A 21,944-nucleotide genomic window follows, 5' to 3' on the forward strand; every position below is an offset into this window, starting at 1 on the left:
CTCAGCGCTCGCCCGCGGCGCGGTCGACGGCCCGGGCGTTCAGCGCCCGCTCGACGCCGGCCCGGGACTCGACGACCAGCCGGCGCAGCGCGGGCACCGGCTCGGCCGAGGCCAGCCAGGCGTCGGTGGCGTCCAGGGTGGCCTGCTCGACCTGGGTGGCCGGGTACAGCCCGGTGATGATCTGCGAGGCGATCTCGTGGCTGCGCGACTCCCAGACGCCCTTGATCGCGGCGAAGTACTTCGCCACGTACGGCGCGAGCAGCTCGCGCTGGTCGGACCGGTTGAACCCGCCGATCACCGCGTCCTGGAGGTAGTTGGTCAGCTCCTCCGACTCCACCACCGAGGCCCAGGCGTCGGCCTTGGCGGCCACGGTCGGCCGGGCGGCCCGGCAGGTGGCGGCGTGCTCCTGGCCGGCCGCGGTGTTGTCACGGACCAGCTCGGCGTCGATCGCGGCCTCGTCCGCCCGGCCGGCGGCGACCAGGCTGACCAGCAGGGTCCAGCGCAGCTCGGTGTCCACGGCCAGACCGGGAACCTCGACCGAGCCGTCCAGCAGGCCGGCGATCAGGTCCAGCTGCGGTGCCTGGTGCGCGACCGCGGCCAACGCCCGGGCCCAGGCCAGCTGGTGGTCGCTGCCCGGGGTGGCGGCGCGCAGCTGCTCCTCGCAGGCGGCGGCCCAGCGGGCCAGCCCCTGCGGGCGCCAGGCCGGGTCGGCGTACGAGTCCAGCGCGCTCTGCACCTGGCGCTGCACCGACTGGACCACGCCGATGTCGCTCTCCTTGGGCAGCCCGGCGACGGCCAGCGCGAGGTAGTCGCGGGCGGCCAGCTCGCCGTCCCGGGTCATGTCCCAGGCGGCGGCCCAGACCAGCGCGCGCGGCAGCGGCTCGGCGAAGTCGCCCAGGTGCGCGGTGACGGTGGCCAGCGAGGCGTCGTCCAGCCGCAGCTTGGCGTACGACAGGTCGTCGTCGTTGAGCAGCACCACGGCGGGCAGCCGACGGCCCGTCAGCTGCGGGACGGCGGTGCGCTCGCCGTCCACGTCCAGCTCGATCCGCTCGGTGCGGACCAGCTTGCCGTCCGTCAACTCGTAGCAGCCGATGGCGATCCGGTGCGGACGCAGGGCGGCCTCGCCCTTCGCGCCGACGGGCAGCGCGGGGGCCTCCTGGCGGACCGCGAAGGAGGCGATCGCGCCGGCGGCGTCCAGCTCGATCTCCGGGCGCAGCACGTTGATGCCGGCCGTCTCCAGCCACTTGCGGGACCAGGTCTTCAGGTCGCGCCCGCTGGTCTCCTCCAGCGCGCCGAGCAGGTCGGGCAGCGTGGTGTTGCCCCAGGCGTGCCGCTTGAAGTACGCGCGCAGGCCGGCGAAGAAGGCGTCCTGACCGACGTACGCCACCAGCTGCTTGAGCACCGAGGCGCCCTTGGCGTAGGTGATGCCGTCGAAGTTGACCATGACGTCCTCGAGATCGTTGATCTCGGCCATGATCGGGTGGGTGGAGGGCAGTTGGTCCTGCCGGTAGGCCCAGGTCTTCATCTGGTTGGCGAAAGTCGTCCAGCCGTTGGGCCACTTGGTGCCGGCCGGCTCGACCAGGGCGACCATCTCGGCGTAGGTGGCGAACGACTCGTTGAGCCAGAGGTCGTTCCACCACTCCATGGTGACCAGGTCGCCGAACCACATGTGGGCCAGCTCGTGCAGGATCGTGGTGGCGCGCATCTCGTAGGAGGCGTCGGTCACCTTCGAGCGGAAGATGTACTGGTCGCGCAGGGTCACCGCGCCCGCGTTCTCCATCGCGCCGGCGTTGAACTCCGGGACGAAGAGCTGGTCGTACTTCTCGAACGGGTACGCGCAGTCGAACTTCTCCTGGAAGTACGCGAATCCCTGCTTGGTGACGTCGAAGACCGCCTCGGCGTCCAGGAACTCCCGGAGCGAGGGCCGGCAGTAGATGCCGAGCGGAACCCGCTGCGAGCCGGCGACGTACTCGTCGAAGACGCCGACGTACGGGCCGGCGACCAGCGCGGTGATGTAGGTGGAGATCCGGCCGGTCGGGGCGAACCGCCAGACCTGCGTCCCGCCCTCGCCGACCGGCTGCGGGGTGGGGGAGTTGGAGACCACGACCCAGCCGCGCGGGGCGGTGACGGTGAAGCTGAAGGCGGCCTTCAGGTCGGGCTGCTCGAAGGAGGCGAACACCCGCCGGGCGTCCGGAACCTCGAACTGGCTGTACAGGTAGGTCTCGCCGTCCACCGGGTCGACGAAGCGGTGCAGGCCCTCGCCGGTGTTGGTGTAGGCGCAGTCGGCGACGACCCGCAGCTCGTTCTCGGCCGCCAGGCCGTTCAGGGCGATCCGGCTGTCGGCGAACGCCGAGACGTCCACCCGCTCGCCGTTCAGGACGATCTCGTGGACGGTCGGGGCCACCAGGTCGATGAAGGTGGAGGCGCCGGGACGGGAGGCGGTGAAGCGGACCACGGTGGTGGACCGGAACGTGCCGCCGTCACGGGCCGTACTCAGATCCAGCTCGATGTCGTACGCGTCGACATGGAGGAGCTCGGCCCGGGTGCGGGCCTCCTCACGGGTCAGGTTGGTGCCAGGCACTCGCAGGACTCCTTCGTCAGGCTTGTCTGCCCGGCATCCTCCCACGTCGCCCTCGGGCCCCCGGGGAGCGGGCGGTCCGGGTACGACGAAGGGCGGGCCGTCGGTGGACGGCCCGCCCTTCCCGCCGGGTCGGCTCAGCCCTTGGTGTAGAGCTGCGCGCTGTTGTCCATCGGGGACTGCGGGACGGTGATCACCTGGCCGGTGGAGGGCACCAGCACCTGGGCGTCCTGGAACGGCAGCGAGCTGTCCTGGGTGTTGGCGAAGGGCGCGATGGTGGTCAGCGAGCCGTCCGCGGGGGAGAGGCTGACCAACTGCGAGGCCTTGCCGTAGCCCTGCATCGCGATCGCCAGCGGCTTGCCGTCGCTGGTGGCGGAGGCAGCCAGGCGCAGGCCCTCGTCGGTGCCGCCGTCCACGGTCCACAGGGTCCGGCCGGAGACCAGGTCGATCGCCCGGACCGCGGTCTTGCTGCTCTCCTCCACCTCGACGTAGAGCGTGTTGCCGAGCACGATGTCGTGGCTCAGACCGGCGTTGACGTCGGTCAGTTGCAGGGTGTCCTGGCCGGTGACCTTCAGCGGGATCTGGGCCATCGCGTTGTTGGCGCCGTCCAGGCCGACCACGAAGTCGTTGTCGCCGCCGTTGGAGATCTGCAGCACCAGCGGCTTGACCGAGATGATGGCGCCGATCCGCTCGCCCTGGGTGTTCAGGTTGAAGTTGGTCTCGACCTTGCCGGTGTTGGCGTCCAGCACGCTCAGCACCTGGCTGGGGGTGGCGTCCGCGCAGTAGTCGCTGACCACCAGGACGCCGCCGGCGGTGTCGGCGGAGTCGTTGCAGAACTGGCCGCGGTCCTTCCACTGCCAGACGGTCGAGCCGTCGGTCAGGCTGAAGCCCTCCTGGATCGCGCCGCTGGCGGCGGCCAGGGTGGTGTCGGTGACGGTGACCTGGGTGTTGAAGCTGGTGTTGTTCGGGATCGACTGGCCGACCTTGAAGAGCAGCTTGCCGCTGGTGGCGTCGACCGCGCCGACCGCGGCGCAGTCGTCGTCGCCGAGGTTGAAGGAGACACCGCCGATCATGTTCTTGTTGACGGTGGCCGACATGCTGCAGAACGCCTTGGTGTTCGGCGGCACGGCCAGCGTCCAGGCCACCTTGCCGTCACTCAGGTCGTAGGCGGTCAGCCCGGTGGCGTCGCCGCGGACCAGCAGCTTGTCGGTGGTCCAGGTGCCGAGGGTCTGCGAGTCGGAGCCGTCGTCGTCGGACTTGGGCGCGGTCCAGGTGGCGCTGAACTTCCCGGGCTGGGCGGCGGGCGGGTTGTTGCCGCCGCCGCCGGCCGTGTTGTTGCCGCTGCTCTTGCCGCCGCCGAAGAGCACCGCCAGGCCGATGATGATGCCGACCACCAGGACCGAACCGGCCACCGCGCCGAAGACCAGCACCGGGTTGCGCTGCTTGGCCGGCGCCGGCATCGGCGGACCGGGGTAGGCGTAGCCGCCCTGCTGCGGCGGGGGACCCGGGTAGGCGTAGCCCCCCTGGTCGGGCTGCGGGGGACCGGGGTAGGCGTAGCCGCCCTGGTCGGGCTGCGGGTAGCCGGGCTGCGGCGGGCCGTACGGGCCGGGCACGGGGGCCGGGGCGGCCTGCGGGTAGGCGTACGCCGAGCCGGCCTGCGGGTCGTACGGGCCGACCGGTGCGCCGTAGCCGCCCGCCGGCGGCGGGGCCTGGGCGGGGAAGGCGGGGGCGGTCGGCTGGTAGCTGACGTCGGCCGGGGCGCCCGGGGGCGGGGCGGGTGCGCCGGCGGGCGGCGCGGTCGGCGGCGCGGTGGGCGGCGGTGGCACGGGGCCCGCGGCCTGGGCGGGGATCGGCGCGCCGGCGAGCTGGGTCGCCTGGTCCGCGAGAGCCGCCGGGTCCACCCCGGGTCGCTGTTCTGCCGCTGCTCCGCCCTGTTGACCCGGCGTCGCGTCCTGCGGCGCGCCGCCCGGGCTCGGGTTCGGCTGATCCCCTGCCATGTGATTCCCCGTCATGTCCGAATCTGTGCCGCCTTGCCACAATGGCCCCGAATGATCTGGCGGCTGGAACAGAGCACATCGTACGGGTGGGCCGAATTCCGCTTCCGCCAGGTCCGGCCTGCGGACCGCCGCGGGCTTGGCAGCCGGTGGGGTTTACAACGATCCGTACTCGGCCTTGACGCTGCCTTGCCGGGCAGGCGCAGCATAGAGTTCACAAGTTGAAGGTGAAACCTGGTCGTGGTGCCGGCTCTCCCGGTGCCGCGACCGCCGGCACGCGAGCTCCACCGCAAAGGCGCGGCGTGGACGGGGACACCAGGTCCCGATCCCTTGGGAGGATCAAGCAATGTCGATGGACACGCCCGGTTCGCAGTCGTCACTGCACCGCGCCAACCTGGAGCGGGTGCTACGGGCGGTGCGGATGGCGGGTTCCCTCACCCAGGCCGAGATCGCCCGCGGCACCGGGCTCTCGGCGGCGACCGTCTCCAACATCGTGCGGGAGCTCAAGGAGAGCGGCACGGTGGTGGTGGCCGACACCTCCTCGGGCGGCCGGCGGGCCCGCTCGGTCTCGCTCAGCGGGGACGCCGGGATCGTGGTGGGCGTCGACTTCGGCCACTCCCACCTGCGGGTCGCGGTGGGCAACCTGGCCCACCGGGTGCTCGCCGAGGAGAGCGAGCCGATGAACGTGGACGAGTCGGCGGCGCAGGGCTTCGACCGGGCCGAGGCGCTGGTCGAGCGGCTGCTGGTGCAGGCCGGCTTCCGGTCCGACAAGGTGATCGGCGTGGGTCTGGGGGTGCCCGGGCCGATCGACGTGGAGACCGGCGCGCTGGGCTCCACCGCGATCCTGCCCGGCTGGACCGGTGTGGTGCCCGGTCGCGAGCTCTCCTCCCGGCTGGGCATGCCGGTGCACGTCGACAACGACGCCAACCTCGGCGCGCTGGGCGAACTGGTCTGGGGCGCCGGCCGTGGGCTGGGCGACCTGGCGTACATCAAGGTGGCCAGCGGGGTCGGCGCCGGCCTGGTGATCAACGGCCAGATCTACCGCGGCCCGGGCGGCACGGCGGGCGAGATCGGCCACATCACGCTGGACGAGGCGGGCCCGGTCTGCCGCTGCGGCAACCGCGGCTGCCTGGAGACCTTCGTCGGCTCGCGCTACCTGCTCAACCTCTTGAACGCGAGCCACGAGCAGGGGCTGACGCTCTCCCGGGTGGTCCAGCTGGCCCGGGAGGGCGACCTCGGCTGCCGCCGGGTGATCGCGGACGCCGGCCGGCAGATCGGGACCGGGGTGGCCACCCTGTGCAACCTGTTGAACCCGCGCCGGGTGATCCTCGGCGGTGACCTGGCCGAGGCCGGTGAGCTGGTGCTTTCCCCGATCCGGGACTCGGTGGCGCGGTACGCGATCCCCTCCGCCGCGCGTCAGCTCTCCATCGTCCCGGGCACCCTGGGTGGTCGGGCGGAGGTACTGGGCGCGCTCGCGCTGGTGATGAGCGAGATGGGCGAAACGGGCGCACTCGGGCACGCCGGACCGGCCGCGGTGGCCCGCGCCTGAACTCCGAGAAGCGGCGGGAAACCCCGGGGAAACTCGGGGAACACCGCATTTGGTCTCGGCTTAGCCTTCATGAAGATAACGAAAGGGTTTGAATCGGCGGGGGGCTGGATTTACTTCTTGACGATAAGCCGACGAGCCGGGTTGACTCCTCCCCACCTCGCCGCAACGTTGCGGCTCTGTCAGGGAGGCACCCCCCACCATGAACGCAATGATGCGTCGCGCCCTCATCGGCACCGCCGTGGTATCGATGGCCCTGTCCATGGCCGCCTGTGGCAAGGCCGGCGGTAGCAGTAGCAGCAGCTCGGCTTCCAGTCCTGACAGCGGGACCATCGGTCTGCTCCTGCCGGAGAACTCCTCGTCGGTGCGGTACGAGTCGTTCGACAAGCCGCTGATCGAGGCGAAGGTCAAGGCGCTCTGCCCCAACTGCACCGTCAAGTACAACAACGCCAACGGTGACGCCGCGACGCAGAAGCAGCAGTTCGACACCATGGTCGCGCAGGGCATCAAGGTGATCATGCTCGACGCGGTGAACGCCAACGGCACCGCCTCCTGGGTCACCGACGCCGCCAAGAAGGGTGTCAAGGTCGTCGCGTACGACCGGCTGGCCGCCGGCCCGGTCGCCGGGTACGTCTCCTTCGACAACGAGAAGGTCGGCGAGCTGCAGGGCCAGGCCCTGATCGACGCGCTCAACGCGAACGGCGGCAACGCCAAGAACGACGACATCGTCATGATCAACGGTGACGACAACGACCCGAACGCGGGCCAGTTCAAGGCCGGCGCGCACAAGGTGCTGGACACCGGTGTGAAGAAGATCGTTTACGAGCAGTCCGGCCAGTGGCAGCCCACCGTGGCCAGCCAGAAGATCGGCGCCGCGATCACCGCCCTGGGCAAGAACGGCTTCCAGGGCGTCTACTCCGCCAACGACGGCATGGCCGCGGCCATCATCACCGCGCTGAAGGCCGCCGGCATCAACGTCCCGGTCGGTGGCCAGGACGCCGCCCCCGACGCCATCCAGCGGATCCTGAGCGGCGACCAGGCCTACACCATCTACAAGGCCTACAAGCCCGAGGCCGAGGGCGCCGCCACCATCGCCGTCGACCTGCTGCACGGCCTGGACGTCACCGGCACCGCCACCTCCGTCACCAACGACGGCGGCACCAACGTCCCCTCGCTGCTGCTCACCCCGGTCGTGGTGACCAAGGCCAACGTCAAGGACACCGTGATCGCCGACGGCATGTACAAGGTCAGCGACATCTGCACCGCCCAGTACGCCGACGCCTGCAAGGCCGCCGGCCTCGAGTGACGCCCGTGCCCGGCCGGACCCGCCCCACCGGGTCCGGCCGGCCCGCGTTACCCCGGCGTGCGTGTCGAATCCGCGTGCGCCCCTCTTGTCTCTCGCACTACCTCTTCGCGCCCGGGGCGGCGCGCGGCTGGCCCGGCACGGTGGGACGACCCCCCAGGAGCCGGGAACGAAGGAGCCCACACCATGGTCCACACAGACGCACCCATCCTGGCGTTGCGCGGAGTCTCCAAGCGCTTCGGCGCGGTCCAGGTCCTCACCGGAGTCGACCTGGAGGTGCACGCCGGCCAGGTGGTCGCGCTGGTCGGCGACAACGGCGCCGGCAAGTCCACCCTGGTCAAGACGATCGCCGGGGTGCACCCGATCGACGAGGGCAGCATCGAGTGGGAGGGCCGCCAGGTCCACCTGAACCGACCTCAGGACGCCCAGGCACTCGGCGTGGCGACGGTCTACCAGGACCTCGCCCTCTGCGACAACCTCGACGTGGTGGCCAACCTCTTCCTCGGCCGCGAGCTGAAGCGCGGCGGCCGGCTGGACGAGGTCGCCATGGAGAAGCGCGCCAAGGAGCTGCTCGACACCCTGTCGATCCGGATCCCCAGCGTGCGCATCCCGGTCGCCGCGCTCTCCGGCGGCCAGCGCCAGGTGGTCGCGATCGCCCGCGCGCTGATCGGCGAGCCGAAGATCGTCATCCTGGACGAACCGACCGCCGCGCTCGGGGTGGAGCAGACCGCGCAGGTCCTCGACCTGGTCGAGCGGCTCCGCGACCGCGGCCTCGGGGTGATCCTGATCAGCCACAACATGGCGGACGTCCGGGCGGTGGCCGACCAGGTCGCCGTGCTCCGGCTCGGCCGCAACAACGGCGCCTTCCCGGTGGAGTCCACCACCCACGAGACGATCATCTCCGCCATCACCGGCGCCACCGACAACGCGGTGACCCGGCGTCAGGCCCGGGTCGCGGAGGGGGCCAAGTGAGCAAGCACACCGGCACGACGACGAACGGCACGACTGTGAGCGAGATTTCCGACCAGGCGGCGCCGATCCCCGCCGTGGACCCCCGGCTGCTGGTGCGTGAGCAGGGCTTCGCCGGCTACCTGGACGAGTTCAAGCGCAAGCTGCGCAGCGGCGACCTGGGTTCGATACCCGTGGTGCTCGGCCTGATCCTGATCGCCACCATCTTCCAGCTGATCACCGGCGACTTCCTCACCGCCGGCAACCTCTCCAACATCACCCTCTACATCGCCGGGCCCGGCCTGATCTCGGTCGGCATCGTCTTCGTGCTGCTGCTCGGTGAGATCGACCTCTCGCTCGGTTCGGTGGCCGGCGTCTCGGCCGCGCTCTCGGCGGTCCTCTCCATCCAGCACGGCGTCAACGAGTGGCTGGCGATGGTCCTCGCGGTCCTCGCGGCGCTGCTGATCGGCGCGCTGCACGGTTTCTTCTTCGCCAAGATCGGCGTGCCCGCCTTCGTCGTCACGCTGGCCGGCCTGCTCGGCTGGAGCGGCCTGCAGGGCGCCGTGATGGGCAACACCGGCACCCTGAACAACATCCCCAGCGGCGTGATCGCCAACCTGGACAACTACTTCTTCGCCGACGTCGCGGCCGCCTACGGCCTGGCCGCGGTCGGCGTGGCCGGGTACCTGGTCGCCGCGCTGCTGGGTGCCCGGAGCCGTCGGCAGGCCGGGCTGCCGGCCCGCCCGGTGGGCGAGATCGTGCTGCGCGCGGTGGTGCTCGCGGTGGTCGCGTTCGGCGCCGCCTACACCCTCAACCAGGACCGCGGCCTGCCGCTCGCCCTGGTGGTCTTCCTCGGTGTGGTGGTCGTCACCGACTTCGTGCTGCGCCGCACCTCCTACGGCCGCAAGGTCTTCGCGGTCGGCGGCGGCGTCGAGGCGGCCCGCCGGGCCGGCATCAACGTGGCCCGGGTGCGGATCTCGGTCTTCATGATCTCGGCCGGACTGGCCGCGGTCGGCGGTCTCTTCATCGCCTCGCAGGCCGGCTTCGCCGACAAGCAGCTGGGCAGCGGGAACGTGCTGATGAACTCGATCGCCGCGGCCGTGATCGGCGGCACCAGCCTCTTCGGCGGCCGGGGCAAGACCTGGTCGGCGCTGCTCGGCATGCTGGTGATCCAGTCCATCGTGACCGGCCTCGACCTGCAGGGCATCAGCCAGTCCGTGCAGTACATGATCACCGGCGCGGTGCTGCTCGCCGCCGTCGTGCTGGACTCGGTCTCCCGCCGGACCCAGAAGTCCTCCGGGCGCGGCTGACCCCGCCCAAGGCCCGGGACGGTCCCCTCAAGGGGCGCGTCCCGGGCCTTCGCACGCCCCGGATCGCGGCCGGAACCCGTCCCTCGTCGCACCGCGTCCCAGGAGCTGACATTAGACTCGACCGGTCGGGCGGTCCGAGACCCCCGTACCGGGCACGCCCGGACACGTACCGAAACGAGGAGGAACGGGTGGCCCTGCTGACCCGCATTCGGGGACCGCGCGATCTCGACCGGCTCACCCCGGGACAGCTGGCTGTCCTCGCGGAGGAGATCCGGGGCTTCCTGATCGAAGAGGTCGCGAAGACCGGCGGCCACCTCGGCCCGAACCTCGGCGTGGTCGAGCTCACCATCGCCCTGCACCGGGTCTTCGACTCCCCGCGGGAGCGGATCCTCTTCGACACCGGGCACCAGTCCTACGTGCACAAGCTGCTCACCGGCCGGCAGGACTTCACCCGGCTGAAGATGAAGGGCGGCCTGTCCGGCTACCCGTCCCGGGCCGAGTCCGAGCACGACGTGATCGAGAACTCGCACGCCTCCACCGTGCTCGGCTACGCCGACGGCATCGCCAAGGCCAACCAGCTGCGCGGCCTGCGCGACTGCCCGGTGGTCGCGGTCACCGGCGACGGCGCGCTGACCGGTGGGATGGCCTGGGAGGCGCTCAACAACATCGCCGACGGCAAGGACCGCCCGGTGGTGATCGTGGTCAACGACAACGAGCGCTCCTACTCGCCGACCATCGGCGGCCTCGCCAACCACCTGGCCACCCTGCGCACCACCCAGGGCTACGAGCGCTTCCTCACCTGGGGCAAGGACACCCTGCAGCGCACCCCGGTGCTCGGCCAGCCGCTGGCCGGCGCACTGCACGGCGCCAAGAAGGGCCTGAAGGACTTCATCGCCCCGCAGGGCATGTTCGAGGACCTCGGCCTGAAGTACCTCGGCCCGATCGACGGCCACGACATCACCGCCCTGGAGTCCGCGCTGCGCAAGGCCCGGGGCTTCGGCGGCCCGGTGATCGTGCACTGCATCACCGAGAAGGGCCGCGGCTACCACGCCGCGCTGCAGAACGACGAGGACCGCTTCCACGCCGTCGGCGTGATCCATCCCGACACCGGCCTGCCGGTGAAGACCTCCGGCAAGGACTGGACCTCGGTCTTCGGTGAGGAGATGGTCGCGCTCGGCCACGAGCGCGACGACCTGGTGGCGATCACCGCCGCGATGCTGCACCCGGTGGGCCTGGCGCCGTTCGCCAAGGCCTTCCCCGAGCGCACCTTCGACGTCGGCATCGCCGAGCAGCACGCGGCCGTCTCGGCGGCCGGCCTGGCCACCGGCGGCCTGCACCCGGTGGTGGCGGTCTACGCGACCTTCCTCAACCGGGCCTTCGACCAGGTGCTGATGGACGTCGCGCTGCACAAGCTCGGCGTCACCTTCGTGCTGGACCGGGCCGGCGTCACCGGCACCGACGGCGCCTCGCACAACGGCATGTGGGACATGTCGATCCTGCAGGTCGTCCCGGGCCTGCGGCTGGCCGCCCCGCGCGACGCCGACCAGCTCCGCGCCCAGCTGCGCGAGGCGGTCGAGGTGACCGACGCCCCGACCGTGGTCCGCTACTCCAAGGGCACGGTCGGCCCGGCGGTGGCCGCGCTCGGCCGGATCGGCGGGATGGACGTGCTGCACGGCTCCACCGAACCGGTTCCGCCGCGGGAGGAGGGTGCGGGCGAGCACCGCGCGGACGTGCTGCTGGTCTCGGTCGGCGCCCTCGCGCCGATCTGTCTGGAGGTGGCCGCGCTGCTCGACGCCCAGGGCATCACCTGCACCGTGGTCGACCCGCGCTGGGTCAAGCCGGTGGACGCCGCGCTGCCCGGCCTGGCGGCCGAGCACCGGGTGGTCGTCACGGTCGAGGACAACGGCCGGGCCGGCGGCGTCGGCTCGGCGATCGCCCAGGCGCTGCGGGACGCCGAGCTGGACCTGCCGCTGCGCGACTTCGGCATCCCGCAGGAGTTCCTGGACCACGCCAAGCGCGAGGAGATCCTCGCCGAGATCGGTCTGACCGGTCCGGACATCGCCCGGCAGGTCACCGCCCTGGTGTCCCGGCTGGACCCGGCCGCCGCGACCGTGCGGGCCTGATCTGGCGCTGTCACAAGATGATTTTCATATCCCAGAGCGGAACTGGCGCTCCCGACGCCAGTTCCGCCAGGTAGGTTGTCACCCGTGCCGACCACCACGAGTTCCCGCTTCGCCGCGCTGACCGCCCGGCTTCCGGAGGGTCTCCGCACGGGGTACTGGACCCGGGTCGTCCCGGTGCTGGCGCTGCTCGCGACGGTCACCCACATCCCGTCCTTCCTGCGCCCGGTCTGGAGCCCGGACGAGGGCTACCTGGCCAGCGAGGCCCGGATGCTCTCCGACGGCGGGGTGCTCTACGACACCGTGGTGGACCGCAAGCCGCCGCTGCTGCCCTGGCTCTACGAGGCCTGCTTCGCGGTCTTCGGCTCGCTCTCGCTCTGGCCGCTTCGCGTCCTGGCGATCGTGGCCCACCTGGTCACCGCCGTGCTGCTGGCCTCGGTCGCCCGCGGCCGCTGGGGCGACAAGGCCGGCGCCGCGGCCGGCGCGCTCTACCTGCTGATCTCCATCGGCCTCTCGCCGGAGGACACCCAGGCGGCGACCTTCGAGGTCTTCATGCTGCCCGCCATGGTGGCCGCCTTCCGCTACGCCGAGCGGCGGCGCTGGCTGGCCGCCGGGATCGCGGTCGCGGTCTGCTCGCTGACCAAGCAGACCGGTGGCGCGGTGCTGCTGCCGGTGCTCTGGATGCTGCTGCAGGACGCCCGGCAGCGCGGGGTGCCCTGGCGCTCCGCGCTGGCCAAGATCGGGTTCGGCTTCGCGCTGCCGATAGCGCTGGTCGCGGCCATCCTCACCAAGCCCAAGGGCTTCCTGTTCTGGGTGGTCACCGGCAGTGGCGATTACGCCTCACTGGACGGTTCCTGGTGGCAGATGATCGGCCGGGCGCTCGGCAACTCGGCGATCCTGCTCGCCGCCTGCCTCGGCTTCGTGCTCCCGCTGGCCCGTCGGCTCTGGCTGAAGTACCGCGGCGGGCGGGCGGTGCCGACCGCCGGCACGGCACACGGTTCGGTCGGCGACCTCTGGGTCTGGCTCTTCTCCTCGGTGGTCGCGGTCTGCACCGGCTTCCACTTCTTCGGCCACTACTACCTCCAGCTGATGCCGCCGTTGGTGCTGCTCGGCACCGGCGCGGTCTCTGTCTCCGGGGTGCGCTGGAAGCCCGTGCTCACCTACAGCACGGTGGCCTCGCTGGCGTTCTTCGTGCTCGCGGTGGCCTGGCCCGGCGAGCAGATGAGCCAGACCACCCAGGTGGCCACCGCGGTGGCCGAGCGCAGCACGCCCAACGACACCGTGCTGGTCTGGGGCATGCACCCGGAGCTCTACTGGCTCTCCGACCGCCGCCCGGCCACCCGGTACCTGACGGCCGGCTTCCTGACCAACTTCAGCGGCGGCAAGAGCAGCGCGGACGTCGGCCCGCAGTACAGCGTGCCGGACGCCTGGCAGACCTTCGACCAGGAGATGGCCAAGGGCCTGCCGGAGATCGTGGTCGACGACTCCGGCAACGCGCCCTACCAGCCGGAGCTGGTCCCGACCATCGAGAACATGCTGGACAGCCACTACGAGGTGATCGGCGCGTACGGCGACACCATGGTCTACCGGCTGCGGAAGTAGCCCCCGGGCGCGGAACGGCCCGGGCCGCCGCGTGGCGGGCCCGGGCCCTCGGGGAGTGGCCGCCGGGTCAGATCCGGCGCCGACGGCTGGCTCGTCCGCCGCCCTCCCGCTGGCGGTTCAGCACCATGCTGGCCGCGGTGAACCCGAGGAGGCAGACCAGGCCTCCGACGATCACGTTGTTCCAGATCATCCCCCTGCTCGCGCTGTGACCCACGGTCGCGACCCACGGCGAGATGATCAGCCACACGCCGAGTGCGGTCAGCGCCCAGGTCAGCCCGAACATCTGGGCCGGCGCGAGGGTGAGCCCGAGGCCGAGCACCGCGATCCCGATCCCCACGATCAGGTTGCAGAGCGCCAGCTCGTGGCTCTGTGCGCTGAAGTGCACCACGTACGGCGAGATCGCCAGGTACAGGCCGGCCAGAAAGACCAGTCCGTCGACGGCGACACCCTGGGGGCCGTCCATCATCCGCGCGTAGCGGGCGCGCATCTCGGAGATGTCGGGGTGAGTGGAGAGGTCACTTGCCTGGTGTGAGACGTCGGCCATACGACTCGCCTCCTTCAGGTGCAAAGTCTGCTTACTGGCCTAACCGTATTATGCCCTTTGTCCCAATTTGCTGTATACCGGCAGACTCTGACTCTTTCACCGGCCGCCGGAGAACGCCGAAGGGCGGCCCGCCCCCGTGGGAGCGGGCCGCCCTTCGCGGCTCTTCCGGGTCCTGCCTACTCCGGGACGCTGGCCAGGCCGGGGGCCAGGAAGCGCTTGCCGTTCACCCGCTCGGAGACGCCCTCGCGGTCCAGGTACGGGGTGATCCCGCCCAGGTGGAAGGGCCAGCCGGCACCGGTGATCATGCACAGGTCGATGTCCTGCGCCTCGCCCACGACGCCCTCGTCGAGCATCAGGCCGATCTCCTGGGCGACCGCGTCCAGGGCACGGTCGCGCACCTGCTCCTCGGTCAGCACGGTGTCGCCGAAGGAGAGCAGCTCCAGAACCTCGGGGTCGAGGACCTGCTGCCCGTCCTGCCAGACGTAGAAACCGCGCTTGCCGGCCTTGACCACCTTGCCGAGGTTCTCGGAGACGGCGAACCGCTCCGGGAACGCGCCGTGCAGGGTCTCCGAGACGTGCAGCGCGATGGCCGGGCCGACCAGCTCCAGCAGCGCGATCGGGGACATCGGCAGGCCGAGCGGCTGGACGGCCTTCTCGACCGCCTCGAACGAGGTGCCCTCGTCGATGATGGTCTGGATCTCGCCCATGAAGCGGGTCAGGATCCGGTTCACCACGAACGCCGGGGCGTCCTTGGTCAGCACGGCCGTCTTCTTCAGCTTCTTGGCCACGCCGAAGGCGGTGGCCAGCGAGGCGTCGTCGGTCTTCTCGGCCCGGACGATCTCCAGCAGCGGCAGGATCGCGACCGGGTTGAAGAAGTGGAAGCCGACCACGCGCTCCGGGTGCTGGAGCTTGGAGGCCATCTCGGTGACCGAGAGCGAGGAGGTGTTGGTCGCCAGCACACAGCTCGGCGAGACCACGGCCTCCAGCTCGGCGAAGACGTTCTGCTTGACGCCCATCTCCTCGAACACGGCCTCGATGACGAAGTCCGCGTCGCCGAAGGCGGCGGCCTTGTCGAGCGAGCCGCGCACCAGGCCCTTGAGCTTGTTGGCCTTGTCGCCGCCGATCCGACCCTTGGCGAGCAGCTTGTCGATCTCGGCGTGGACGTAGCCGACGCCCTTGTCGATCCGCTCCTGGTCGATGTCGGTGAGGACCACCGGCACCTCCAGGCGGCGCGCGAAGAGCAGCGCCAGCTGCGAGGCCATCAGGCCCGCGCCGACCACGCCGACCTTGGTGACCGGGCGGGCCAGCGACTTGTCCGGGGCGCCGAACGGCTTCTTGGCCCGGCGCTGCACCAGGTTGAAGGCGTACAGCCCGGCCCGCAGCTCGCCACCCATGATCAGGTCGGCCAGCGCGGCGTCCTCGGCGTCGAAGCCCTTCTGCAGGTCGCCGTCCTTGGCGGCGGCCATGATGTCCAGCGCCCGGTAGGCGGCCGGGGCGGCGCCGTGCACCTTGGCGTCGGCGACCGCGCGACCCCAGGCGATGCACTGGTCCCAGTTCTCGCCGCGGTCGATCTCCGGACGCTCGACGACGGTGGCGCCGGTCAGCACTGAGGCGGCCCAGTGCAGCGACTGCTCCAGGAAGTCGGCCGGCTCGAAGATCGCGTCCGCGATGCCGAGCTCGAACACCTCCTTGCCCTTGAGCTGCTTGTTCTGGCTCATCGAGTTCTCGATGATGACCTTGACCGCGTTGGCCGGGCCGACCAGGTTCGGCAGGATGGTGCAGCCGCCCCAACCCGGGACCAGGCCCAGGAAGACCTCGGGCAGCGAGAAGGCCGGGATGCCGGCGCTGACCGTGCGGTAGCTGCAGTGCAGGCCGACCTCGACGCCGCCGCCCATCGCCGCACCGTTGTAGAAGGTGAAGCTCGGGACCGGCAGCGCGGCGATCCGCTTGAAGACGTCGTGGCCGCCCTTGCCGATGGCCAGCGCGTCACCGTGCTCCTTGAGCACCTCGACGCCCTTGAGGTCGGCGCCGACCGCGAAGATGAACGGCTTGCCGGTGATCGCGACGGCGACGATCTCGCCGGCCGCGGCCTCCGCCTCGACCTGGTCCAGCGCCTCGGACAGCTTGGCCAGCGAGCCCGGGCCGAAGGTGGTCGGCTTGGTGTGGTCGAAGCCGTTGTCCAGGGTGATCAGCGCCAGCCGACCGGCCTGCAGCGGCAGGTCGAGGTGGCGGACGTGCGCGGTGGTGACGACCTCGCCGGGGAACAGCTCGGCGGCGCGCTTCAGCAGCTCAGTGGTGCTCATGCTCACTTACCACCCTCGAAGTGGGGGTTCTCCCAGATGACCGTGCCGCCCATGCCGAAGCCGACGCACATGGTGGTGAGGCCGTACCGGATGTCCGGGCGCTGCTCGAAGCGGCGGGCCAGCTGCGTCATCAGACGCACACCGGAGGAGGCCAGCGGGTGACCGAAGGCGATCGCACCGCCGTACGGGTTGACCCGCTCGTCGTCGTCCGCGATGCCGTAGTGGTCCAGGAAGGCCAGCACCTGGACGGCGAACGCCTCGTTGATCTCGAAGGCGCCGATGTCCTCGATGGTCAGACCGGCCTGGGCCAGCGCCTTCTCGGTCGCCGGGACCGGGCCGATGCCCATCACCTCGGGCTCGACGCCGGCGAAGGCGTAGGAGACCAGGCGCATCCGGACCGGGAGCCCGAGCTCCTCGGCCACCTCCTCGGCGGCCAGCAGGGAGGCGGTGGCGCCGTCGTTCAGACCGGCCGAGTTGCCCGCGGTGATGTTGCCGTGCGGGCGGAACGGGGTCTTCAGGCCGGCCAGGCTCTCCAGCGTGGTGCCCGGGCGCATCGGCTCGTCCGTGGTCGCCAGGCCCCAGCCCGTCTCGCCGACCTCGGGGTTGGTGTTGCGGATCGCGATCGGCACCAGGTTGGGCTGGATGTCGCCGTTGGCGTAGGCCTTGGCGGCCTTCTCCTGGGAGCGCACGGCGTAGGCGTCGCAGCGCTCCTTGGTCAGGTGCGGGAACCGGTCGTGCAGGTTCTCCGCGGTCATGCCCATGAACAGGGCGGACTCGTCGACCAGCTTCTCGGAGACGAAGCGCGGGTTCGGGTCGACGCCCTCGCCCATCGGGTGGCGGCCCATGTGCTCGACGCCACCGGCCACCACGACGTCGTAGGCGCCGAAGGCGATGCCGCCGGCGGTGGTGGTGACGGCGGTCATCGCGCCGGCGCACATCCGGTCGATCGAGAAGCCCGGGACGGACTTCGGCAGACCGGAGAGCAGCGCGGCGGTACGGCCGATGGTCAGACCCTGGTCGCCGATCTGCGTGGTGGCGGCGACGGCCACCTCGTCGATGCGCTCGACGGGCAGGTTCGGGTTGCGGCGCACGAGCTCCCGGATGCACTTGACGACCAGGTCGTCGGCGCGGGTCTCGTGGTAGATGCCCTTAGGGCCGGCCTTGCCGAACGGGGTGCGGACGCCATCGACGAAGACGACGTCCCTCGCGGTACGAGGCACGGGGGCTCTCCTCCCAGGGACCAACAGAACGGTGTGCAGGCCGCGACCGGATCCCGCCGGGAAAAGGCGGGTGAGCAGCGCTGCTTCACCGCCATGCTACTGGTCGGTAACCAACTTGCCCAGGGCCGGGGCCCCACTCAACCGGTGTGTCCCCCGCCACGTTCGGCCTGCGCGGACCCCGGGACGGGAGGCCGCTCAGCCGGCCGCCTCGGTGGCCGTCGCGAAGGCCGCCGCCACCGCGGCGGCCACCAGTTCGACCTGCCAGCGACGCGCGCCCAGCGCGCGGAACGCCCCGGCCACCGCCGGCACGGTGGGCTCGCCCGGCGGCGCCCAGGCGACCCGGCGGACCAGCTCCGGGGTGATCAGGTTCTCGGCCGGCAGCCGGTGCCGCTCGGCCAGCTCCGCCACCGCGGCCCGCGCCCCGGCCAGCCGGGCCGCGGCCACCGGGTCCTTCTCGGCCCAGGCGCGCGGCGGCGGCGGGCCCTCGTGCGGTGCGGTGGCGGCCGGCAGCTGCGCCTCCGGTACGGCCCGGGCGCGGTCCAGCGCGGCCAGCCACTGCTCCAGCTGGCGGCGGTGCACCCGCGGGCCGAAGCCCTGCACGGCCTGCAGCGCGGCGATGTTCTGCGGCATCGCGAGCGCGGCGTTGACGATGGCGGCGTCCGAGAGCACCCGGCCCGGTGAGACGTCCCGCTCCTGGGCGATCCGGTCCCGGCTCTGCCAGAGCTCGCGCACGGCGGCCAGTTGCCGGCGCCGGCGCACCTTGTGCATCCCGGAGGTGCGCCGCCACGGGTCCACCCGGGGCGCCGGGCGCGGTGCGGCGGCGATCGCGGCGAACTCCTCCAGCGCCCAGTCGAGCTTGCCCTGGCCGTCCAGCTCCCGTTCGAGTGCGTCCCGCAGCTCGACCAGCACCTCGACGTCCAGAGCGGCGTAGCGCAGCCACGGCTCGGGCAGGGGGCGGGTGGACCAGTCCACCGCGGAGTGCTCCTTGGCCAGCGTGTAGCCGAGCACGCTCTCGGTCATCGGTCCGAGGCCGACCCGGGCGAAGCCGGCGATCCGGCCGGCCAGCTCGGTGTCGAAGAGCCGGTTCGGGCGCATCCCGACCTCGGCCAGACAGGGCAGGTCCTGGGTGGCGGCATGGACCACCCATTCGGCCTCCGCCAGGGCGTCACCCAGTTCGCTCAGGTCGGGGCAGGCGATCGGGTCGATCAGCGCGGTGCCGGCACCGGCCCGCCGCAGCTGGATCAGATAGGCGCGCTGCCCGTAGCGGTAGCCGGAGGCCCGTTCGGCGTCGACCGCGACCGGTCCGTGGCCCGCCGCGAAGGCGGCGACCACGGCGGCCAGCGCCGCTTCGTCCGCCACCACCGGAGGTAGTCCCTCCCGCGGCTCGACGAGCGGGACCGGTGCTGTCTCTGCTGACTCTAGGGCGATGGCTTCTGCGGCTTCGGTCACCCACCAAGGGTACGACGAGCCTTCCCGGCGGGTACCTGCTCGTCGGGCGCGGACCAGCTCGAATGCCAACGGCGGTCCGGAGGAAACGTTCCTCCGGACCGCCGCCGCGGCCCTTCAGTGGATGATGCCGGTGCGCAGCGCGACGGCCACCATTCCGGCGCGGTCGCCGGTCCCGAGCTTGCGTGCGATCCGGGCCAGGTGGCTCTTCACGGTGAGCGCGGACAGCCCCATCGCGACCCCGATGGCCTTGTTGGACTGACCCTCGGCGACCAGCCGCAGCACCTCGACCTCGCGTCCGGACAGCTCGCGGTAGGCGGCCGGCTGGCTGCCGGGCGCCCCGGGGACGCCCGCCGCACCGGGCGCACCCGGGTGGCCGGGGGCGCCGGGCAGGCCCGGACGGCGCATCCGGCCGGCCAGCCCGGCGGCACCGAGCGGCAGCCCGGGCCGGCCCGGCATCGCCACGTTGGTCCGGGTCCCGGTCACCACGTAACCCTTGACCCCGCCGGCCAGCGCGCTGCGGACCGCGCCGATGTCGTCGGCGGCGGACAGCGCCAGACCGTTCGGCCAACCGGCCGCCCGGGTCTCGGCCAGGATGGTGAGCCCGGAGCCGTCGGGGAGGTGGACGTCGGCGACGCAGATGTCCCGGGGCGTGGACACCCGGGGGCGGGCCTCGGCGATGGACGAGACTTCGATGACGTCGCGCACGCCGAGCGCCCACAGATGCCGGGTGACGGTGTTGCGGACCCGCGGGTCCGCGATCACCACCATCGCGGTGGGCTTGGTCGGACGGTAGGCGACCACGTTTGCGGGGTGCTCAAGAAGGACCGACACCAGGCCTCCTGTGGGGAGTGGCGGACGGAACCCCGATGGGGGAAGGAGTCGGAGTGTTCCGCGGATGGAAAGGGTCACAGACTGCTTCGGCAGCATCCGCGCCCGGCTTTAGCGAAAGATCACGATCTAGTGAGCCACAATACGGACAAATCGTGCAGATGATTGACGCGACATGCCCACAAGGCATCAGAAATCGGTCAGGAGAGATGCAAAACGGTCTTCTGTGGACGGGGAGTTGACGACCAGTGGTGCCCTGACCGGCCGTCCGGCCTGGTCGCACCCGGTCGCGCCCGGTCCGGTGCGGCGCGGCCCGGGTCAGCCGTCAGTGTGAGCGCGGCCGCCGTCGGGCCGGCATCGGGACCACTCCGCCGAGTGACGGCGCGTCGGGCGGCGGCAGCGGTGCGGGGGTGGACGGCGGCAGCCCGGCGCAGACGCAGAGCAGGTCGGCCCAGCCGGTCAGGTGCCGCTCGAACCGGCCGTCGGTCGGGGTCCAGGAGGCCCGGACCTCGATCTCGGTGGTCGAGGCCCGGTCGGCCAGGCCGCCGAAGTACTGCGAGGCGCAGCGGGTCACCGTGCCGCTCGGCTCGGAGGCGATCGCGCCGTGCGACTGCAGCGCGTCCATCAGCCAGGCCCAGCCGACCTCGGAGAGCATCGGGTCACCGGCGATCTCCGGCTCCAGCTCGGCGCGGACCATGCTGACCAGGCGGAAGGTGCCGTGCCAGGACTCCTGGCCGGCCGGGTCGTGCAGCAGCACCAGTCGGCCGTCCGCCAGCTCCTCGCCCTCCAGCTCGACCGAGGCGGTCACCGCCCAGCTGTACGGGGCGAGCCGGCGCGGCGCCGGGGCGGGCGAGAGCTCCACCTCCGGCCGCAGCCGCACGCCCGTCAAGATCTCCACCGCACTGCGGAACTCGATCGGCGCCGACTCCTTGCCCGTTCCGCCATTCTCTGCGGGGTTCCCGCCGACCGCTGCCATGAGCTGAAGACTAGGCCCTGTCCCCCATCTCGCGGGGGATCGGCACGCAGAGCCCTCTTGGAGAATCGCACGAGTGACCCGCGCCGGACGGCCCGGAAACGCGTGGCAGGATGGCCCCGTGAGTGACACTTCCGCAGCCCCGTCCGGCCGCCAGCCCGCTGCCCAGACCTCCCCGCGGCGCGGCGCCGCGTACGACTCCGCGTTCCTGCGCGCCTGCCGGCGCGAGCCGGTTCCGCACACCCCGGTGTGGTTCATGCGGCAGGCGGGCCGTTCGCTGCCCGAGTACCTGAAGGTCCGCGAGGGCATTCCGATGCTCGACTCGTGCATGCGGCCGGAGCTGGTCAAGGAGATCACCCTGCAGCCGGTCCGCCGGCACAAGGTGGACGCCGCGATCTTCTTCAGCGACATCGTGGTGCCGCTCAAGGCGGTCGGGATCGACGTCGACATCAAGCCGGGCATCGGCCCGGTGATCGCCGACCCGATCCGTACCAAGGCCGACCTGCGGCGGCTGCGCGCGCTCGAGCCCGACGACGTCCCGTACATCACCGAGGCGGTCGGGCTGCTGGTCGACGAGCTGGGCGAGACCCCGCTGATCGGCTTCGCCGGCGCGCCGTACACGCTGGCCAGCTACCTGGTCGAGGGCGGTCCGTCGAAGAACCACGAGCGGACCAAGGCCATGATGTACGGTGAGCCCGAGCTCTGGGCCGAGCTGGTGGACCGGCTCGCGGACATCACCGCCGGGTTCCTCAAGGTGCAGATCGAGGCGGGCGTCTCGGCCGTCCAGCTCTTCGACTCCTGGGTCGGCTCGCTGGCGCCGGACGACTACCGGCGCTCGGTCATGCCGGCCAGCGCCAAGGTCTTCTCGGCGGTCGCCGAGTACGGCGTGCCGCGGATCCACTTCGGGGTTGGCACCGGCGAGCTGCTCGGGCTGATGAGCCGGGCCGGCGCCGACGTGGTCGGAGTCGACTGGCGGGTGCCGCTGAACGAGGCCGCCCTCCGGGTCGGCCCGGAGAAGGCGCTGCAGGGCAACCTCGACCCGGCGGTGCTCTTCGCGCCGACCCACGTGGTGGAGACCAAGGCCCGCGAGGTGCTGCACGCGGCCTCCGCGATCGGCGACAGCGGGCACATCTTCAACCTCGGCCACGGCGTGCTGCCCAGCATGGACCCGGACGCGCTGACCCGCCTGGTCGCCTTCGTCCACGAGGCCACCGCCCGCTGAGCCC

At 71.6% G+C, this 21,944-nt stretch carries 15 protein-coding genes; 7 read left to right on the forward strand and 8 right to left on the reverse strand.

Annotated features, from left to right (window positions below; all coding sequences use genetic code 11):
• Position 1 precedes the first annotated feature (1 nt).
• Together pepN and ACZ38L_RS00210 are read right to left on the reverse strand one after the other, a co-directional pair.
• Positions 2–2,581, reverse strand: a complete 2,580-nt coding sequence (gene pepN, locus ACZ38L_RS00205; RefSeq protein WP_465687679.1) for an aminopeptidase N — start codon at positions 2,579–2,581, stop codon at positions 2–4.
• Positions 2,582–2,715: 134 nt separating this feature from the next.
• Complete coding sequence (locus ACZ38L_RS00210) at positions 2,716–4,575, reverse strand: outer membrane protein assembly factor BamB family protein (RefSeq protein WP_465687681.1); 1,860 nt, start codon at positions 4,573–4,575, stop codon at positions 2,716–2,718.
• A 349-nt stretch (positions 4,576–4,924) separates the two neighbouring features.
• On the opposite strand from ACZ38L_RS00210, the gene ACZ38L_RS00215 reads away from it, so the two are divergent.
• The 6 genes from ACZ38L_RS00215 to ACZ38L_RS00240 all read left to right on the forward strand — a co-directional run bounded on the left by ACZ38L_RS00215 (position 4,925) and on the right by ACZ38L_RS00240 (position 13,401).
• Entirely contained in the window at positions 4,925–6,121 is a 1,197-nt protein-coding gene (locus ACZ38L_RS00215) for an ROK family transcriptional regulator (RefSeq protein ID WP_465688010.1), read from the forward strand.
• A 199-nt stretch (positions 6,122–6,320) separates the two neighbouring features.
• The gene (locus ACZ38L_RS00220) at positions 6,321–7,424 is read left to right on the forward strand and encodes a sugar ABC transporter substrate-binding protein (RefSeq protein WP_465687683.1); all 1,104 of its coding nucleotides are present in this window, start codon (positions 6,321–6,323) and stop codon (positions 7,422–7,424) included.
• 183 nt (positions 7,425–7,607) lie between these two features.
• The gene (locus ACZ38L_RS00225) at positions 7,608–8,393 is read left to right on the forward strand and encodes an ATP-binding cassette domain-containing protein (RefSeq protein WP_465687685.1); all 786 of its coding nucleotides are present in this window, start codon (positions 7,608–7,610) and stop codon (positions 8,391–8,393) included.
• The gene (locus ACZ38L_RS00230; protein WP_465687687.1) at positions 8,390–9,679 is read left to right on the forward strand and encodes a sugar ABC transporter permease; all 1,290 of its coding nucleotides are present in this window, start codon (positions 8,390–8,392) and stop codon (positions 9,677–9,679) included. The genes ACZ38L_RS00225 and ACZ38L_RS00230 overlap by 4 nt, the downstream gene beginning before the upstream one ends.
• Before the next feature lie 188 nt (positions 9,680–9,867).
• Entirely contained in the window at positions 9,868–11,802 is a 1,935-nt protein-coding gene (gene dxs, locus ACZ38L_RS00235; protein WP_465687689.1) for a 1-deoxy-D-xylulose-5-phosphate synthase, read from the forward strand.
• 84 nt (positions 11,803–11,886) lie between these two features.
• On the forward strand, positions 11,887–13,401 hold the full coding sequence (locus ACZ38L_RS00240; protein WP_465687691.1) for a glycosyltransferase family 39 protein: 1,515 nt from the start codon (positions 11,887–11,889) through the stop codon (positions 13,399–13,401).
• Between the two features lie 67 nt (positions 13,402–13,468).
• On the opposite strand, the gene ACZ38L_RS00245 is transcribed toward ACZ38L_RS00240, so the two are convergent.
• From ACZ38L_RS00245 to ACZ38L_RS00270, 6 genes are all read right to left on the reverse strand, one after another.
• Positions 13,469–13,945 (reverse strand): SPW repeat protein, encoded by a 477-nt coding sequence (locus ACZ38L_RS00245; protein WP_465687693.1) that lies wholly within the window; start codon positions 13,943–13,945, stop codon positions 13,469–13,471.
• Between the two features lie 176 nt (positions 13,946–14,121).
• On the reverse strand, positions 14,122–16,248 hold the full coding sequence (locus tag ACZ38L_RS00250) for a 3-hydroxyacyl-CoA dehydrogenase NAD-binding domain-containing protein (protein ID WP_465687695.1): 2,127 nt from the start codon (positions 16,246–16,248) through the stop codon (positions 14,122–14,124).
• Between the two features lie 2 nt (positions 16,249–16,250).
• Complete coding sequence (locus ACZ38L_RS00255) at positions 16,251–17,468, reverse strand: thiolase family protein (RefSeq protein WP_465687697.1); 1,218 nt, start codon at positions 17,466–17,468, stop codon at positions 16,251–16,253.
• Between the two features lie 195 nt (positions 17,469–17,663).
• Entirely contained in the window at positions 17,664–18,917 is a 1,254-nt protein-coding gene (locus ACZ38L_RS00260) for an HRDC domain-containing protein (protein ID WP_465687699.1), read from the reverse strand.
• Positions 18,918–19,031: 114 nt separating this feature from the next.
• Positions 19,032–19,748: a LuxR C-terminal-related transcriptional regulator gene (locus tag ACZ38L_RS00265; protein WP_396560073.1), complete on the reverse strand. Its 717-nt coding sequence runs from the start codon at positions 19,746–19,748 to the stop codon at positions 19,032–19,034.
• A 322-nt stretch (positions 19,749–20,070) separates the two neighbouring features.
• The gene (locus ACZ38L_RS00270; protein WP_465687702.1) at positions 20,071–20,721 is read right to left on the reverse strand and encodes a DUF3000 domain-containing protein; all 651 of its coding nucleotides are present in this window, start codon (positions 20,719–20,721) and stop codon (positions 20,071–20,073) included.
• A 205-nt stretch (positions 20,722–20,926) separates the two neighbouring features.
• Here ACZ38L_RS00270 and hemE point away from each other — a divergent pair, with 205 nt between their 5' ends.
• Positions 20,927–21,940 (forward strand): uroporphyrinogen decarboxylase, encoded by a 1,014-nt coding sequence (gene hemE, locus ACZ38L_RS00275; protein WP_465688012.1) that lies wholly within the window; start codon positions 20,927–20,929, stop codon positions 21,938–21,940.
• Positions 21,941–21,944: the final 4 nt, after the last annotated feature.

The organism is Kitasatospora sp. NPDC024654, from assembly GCF_055559155.1.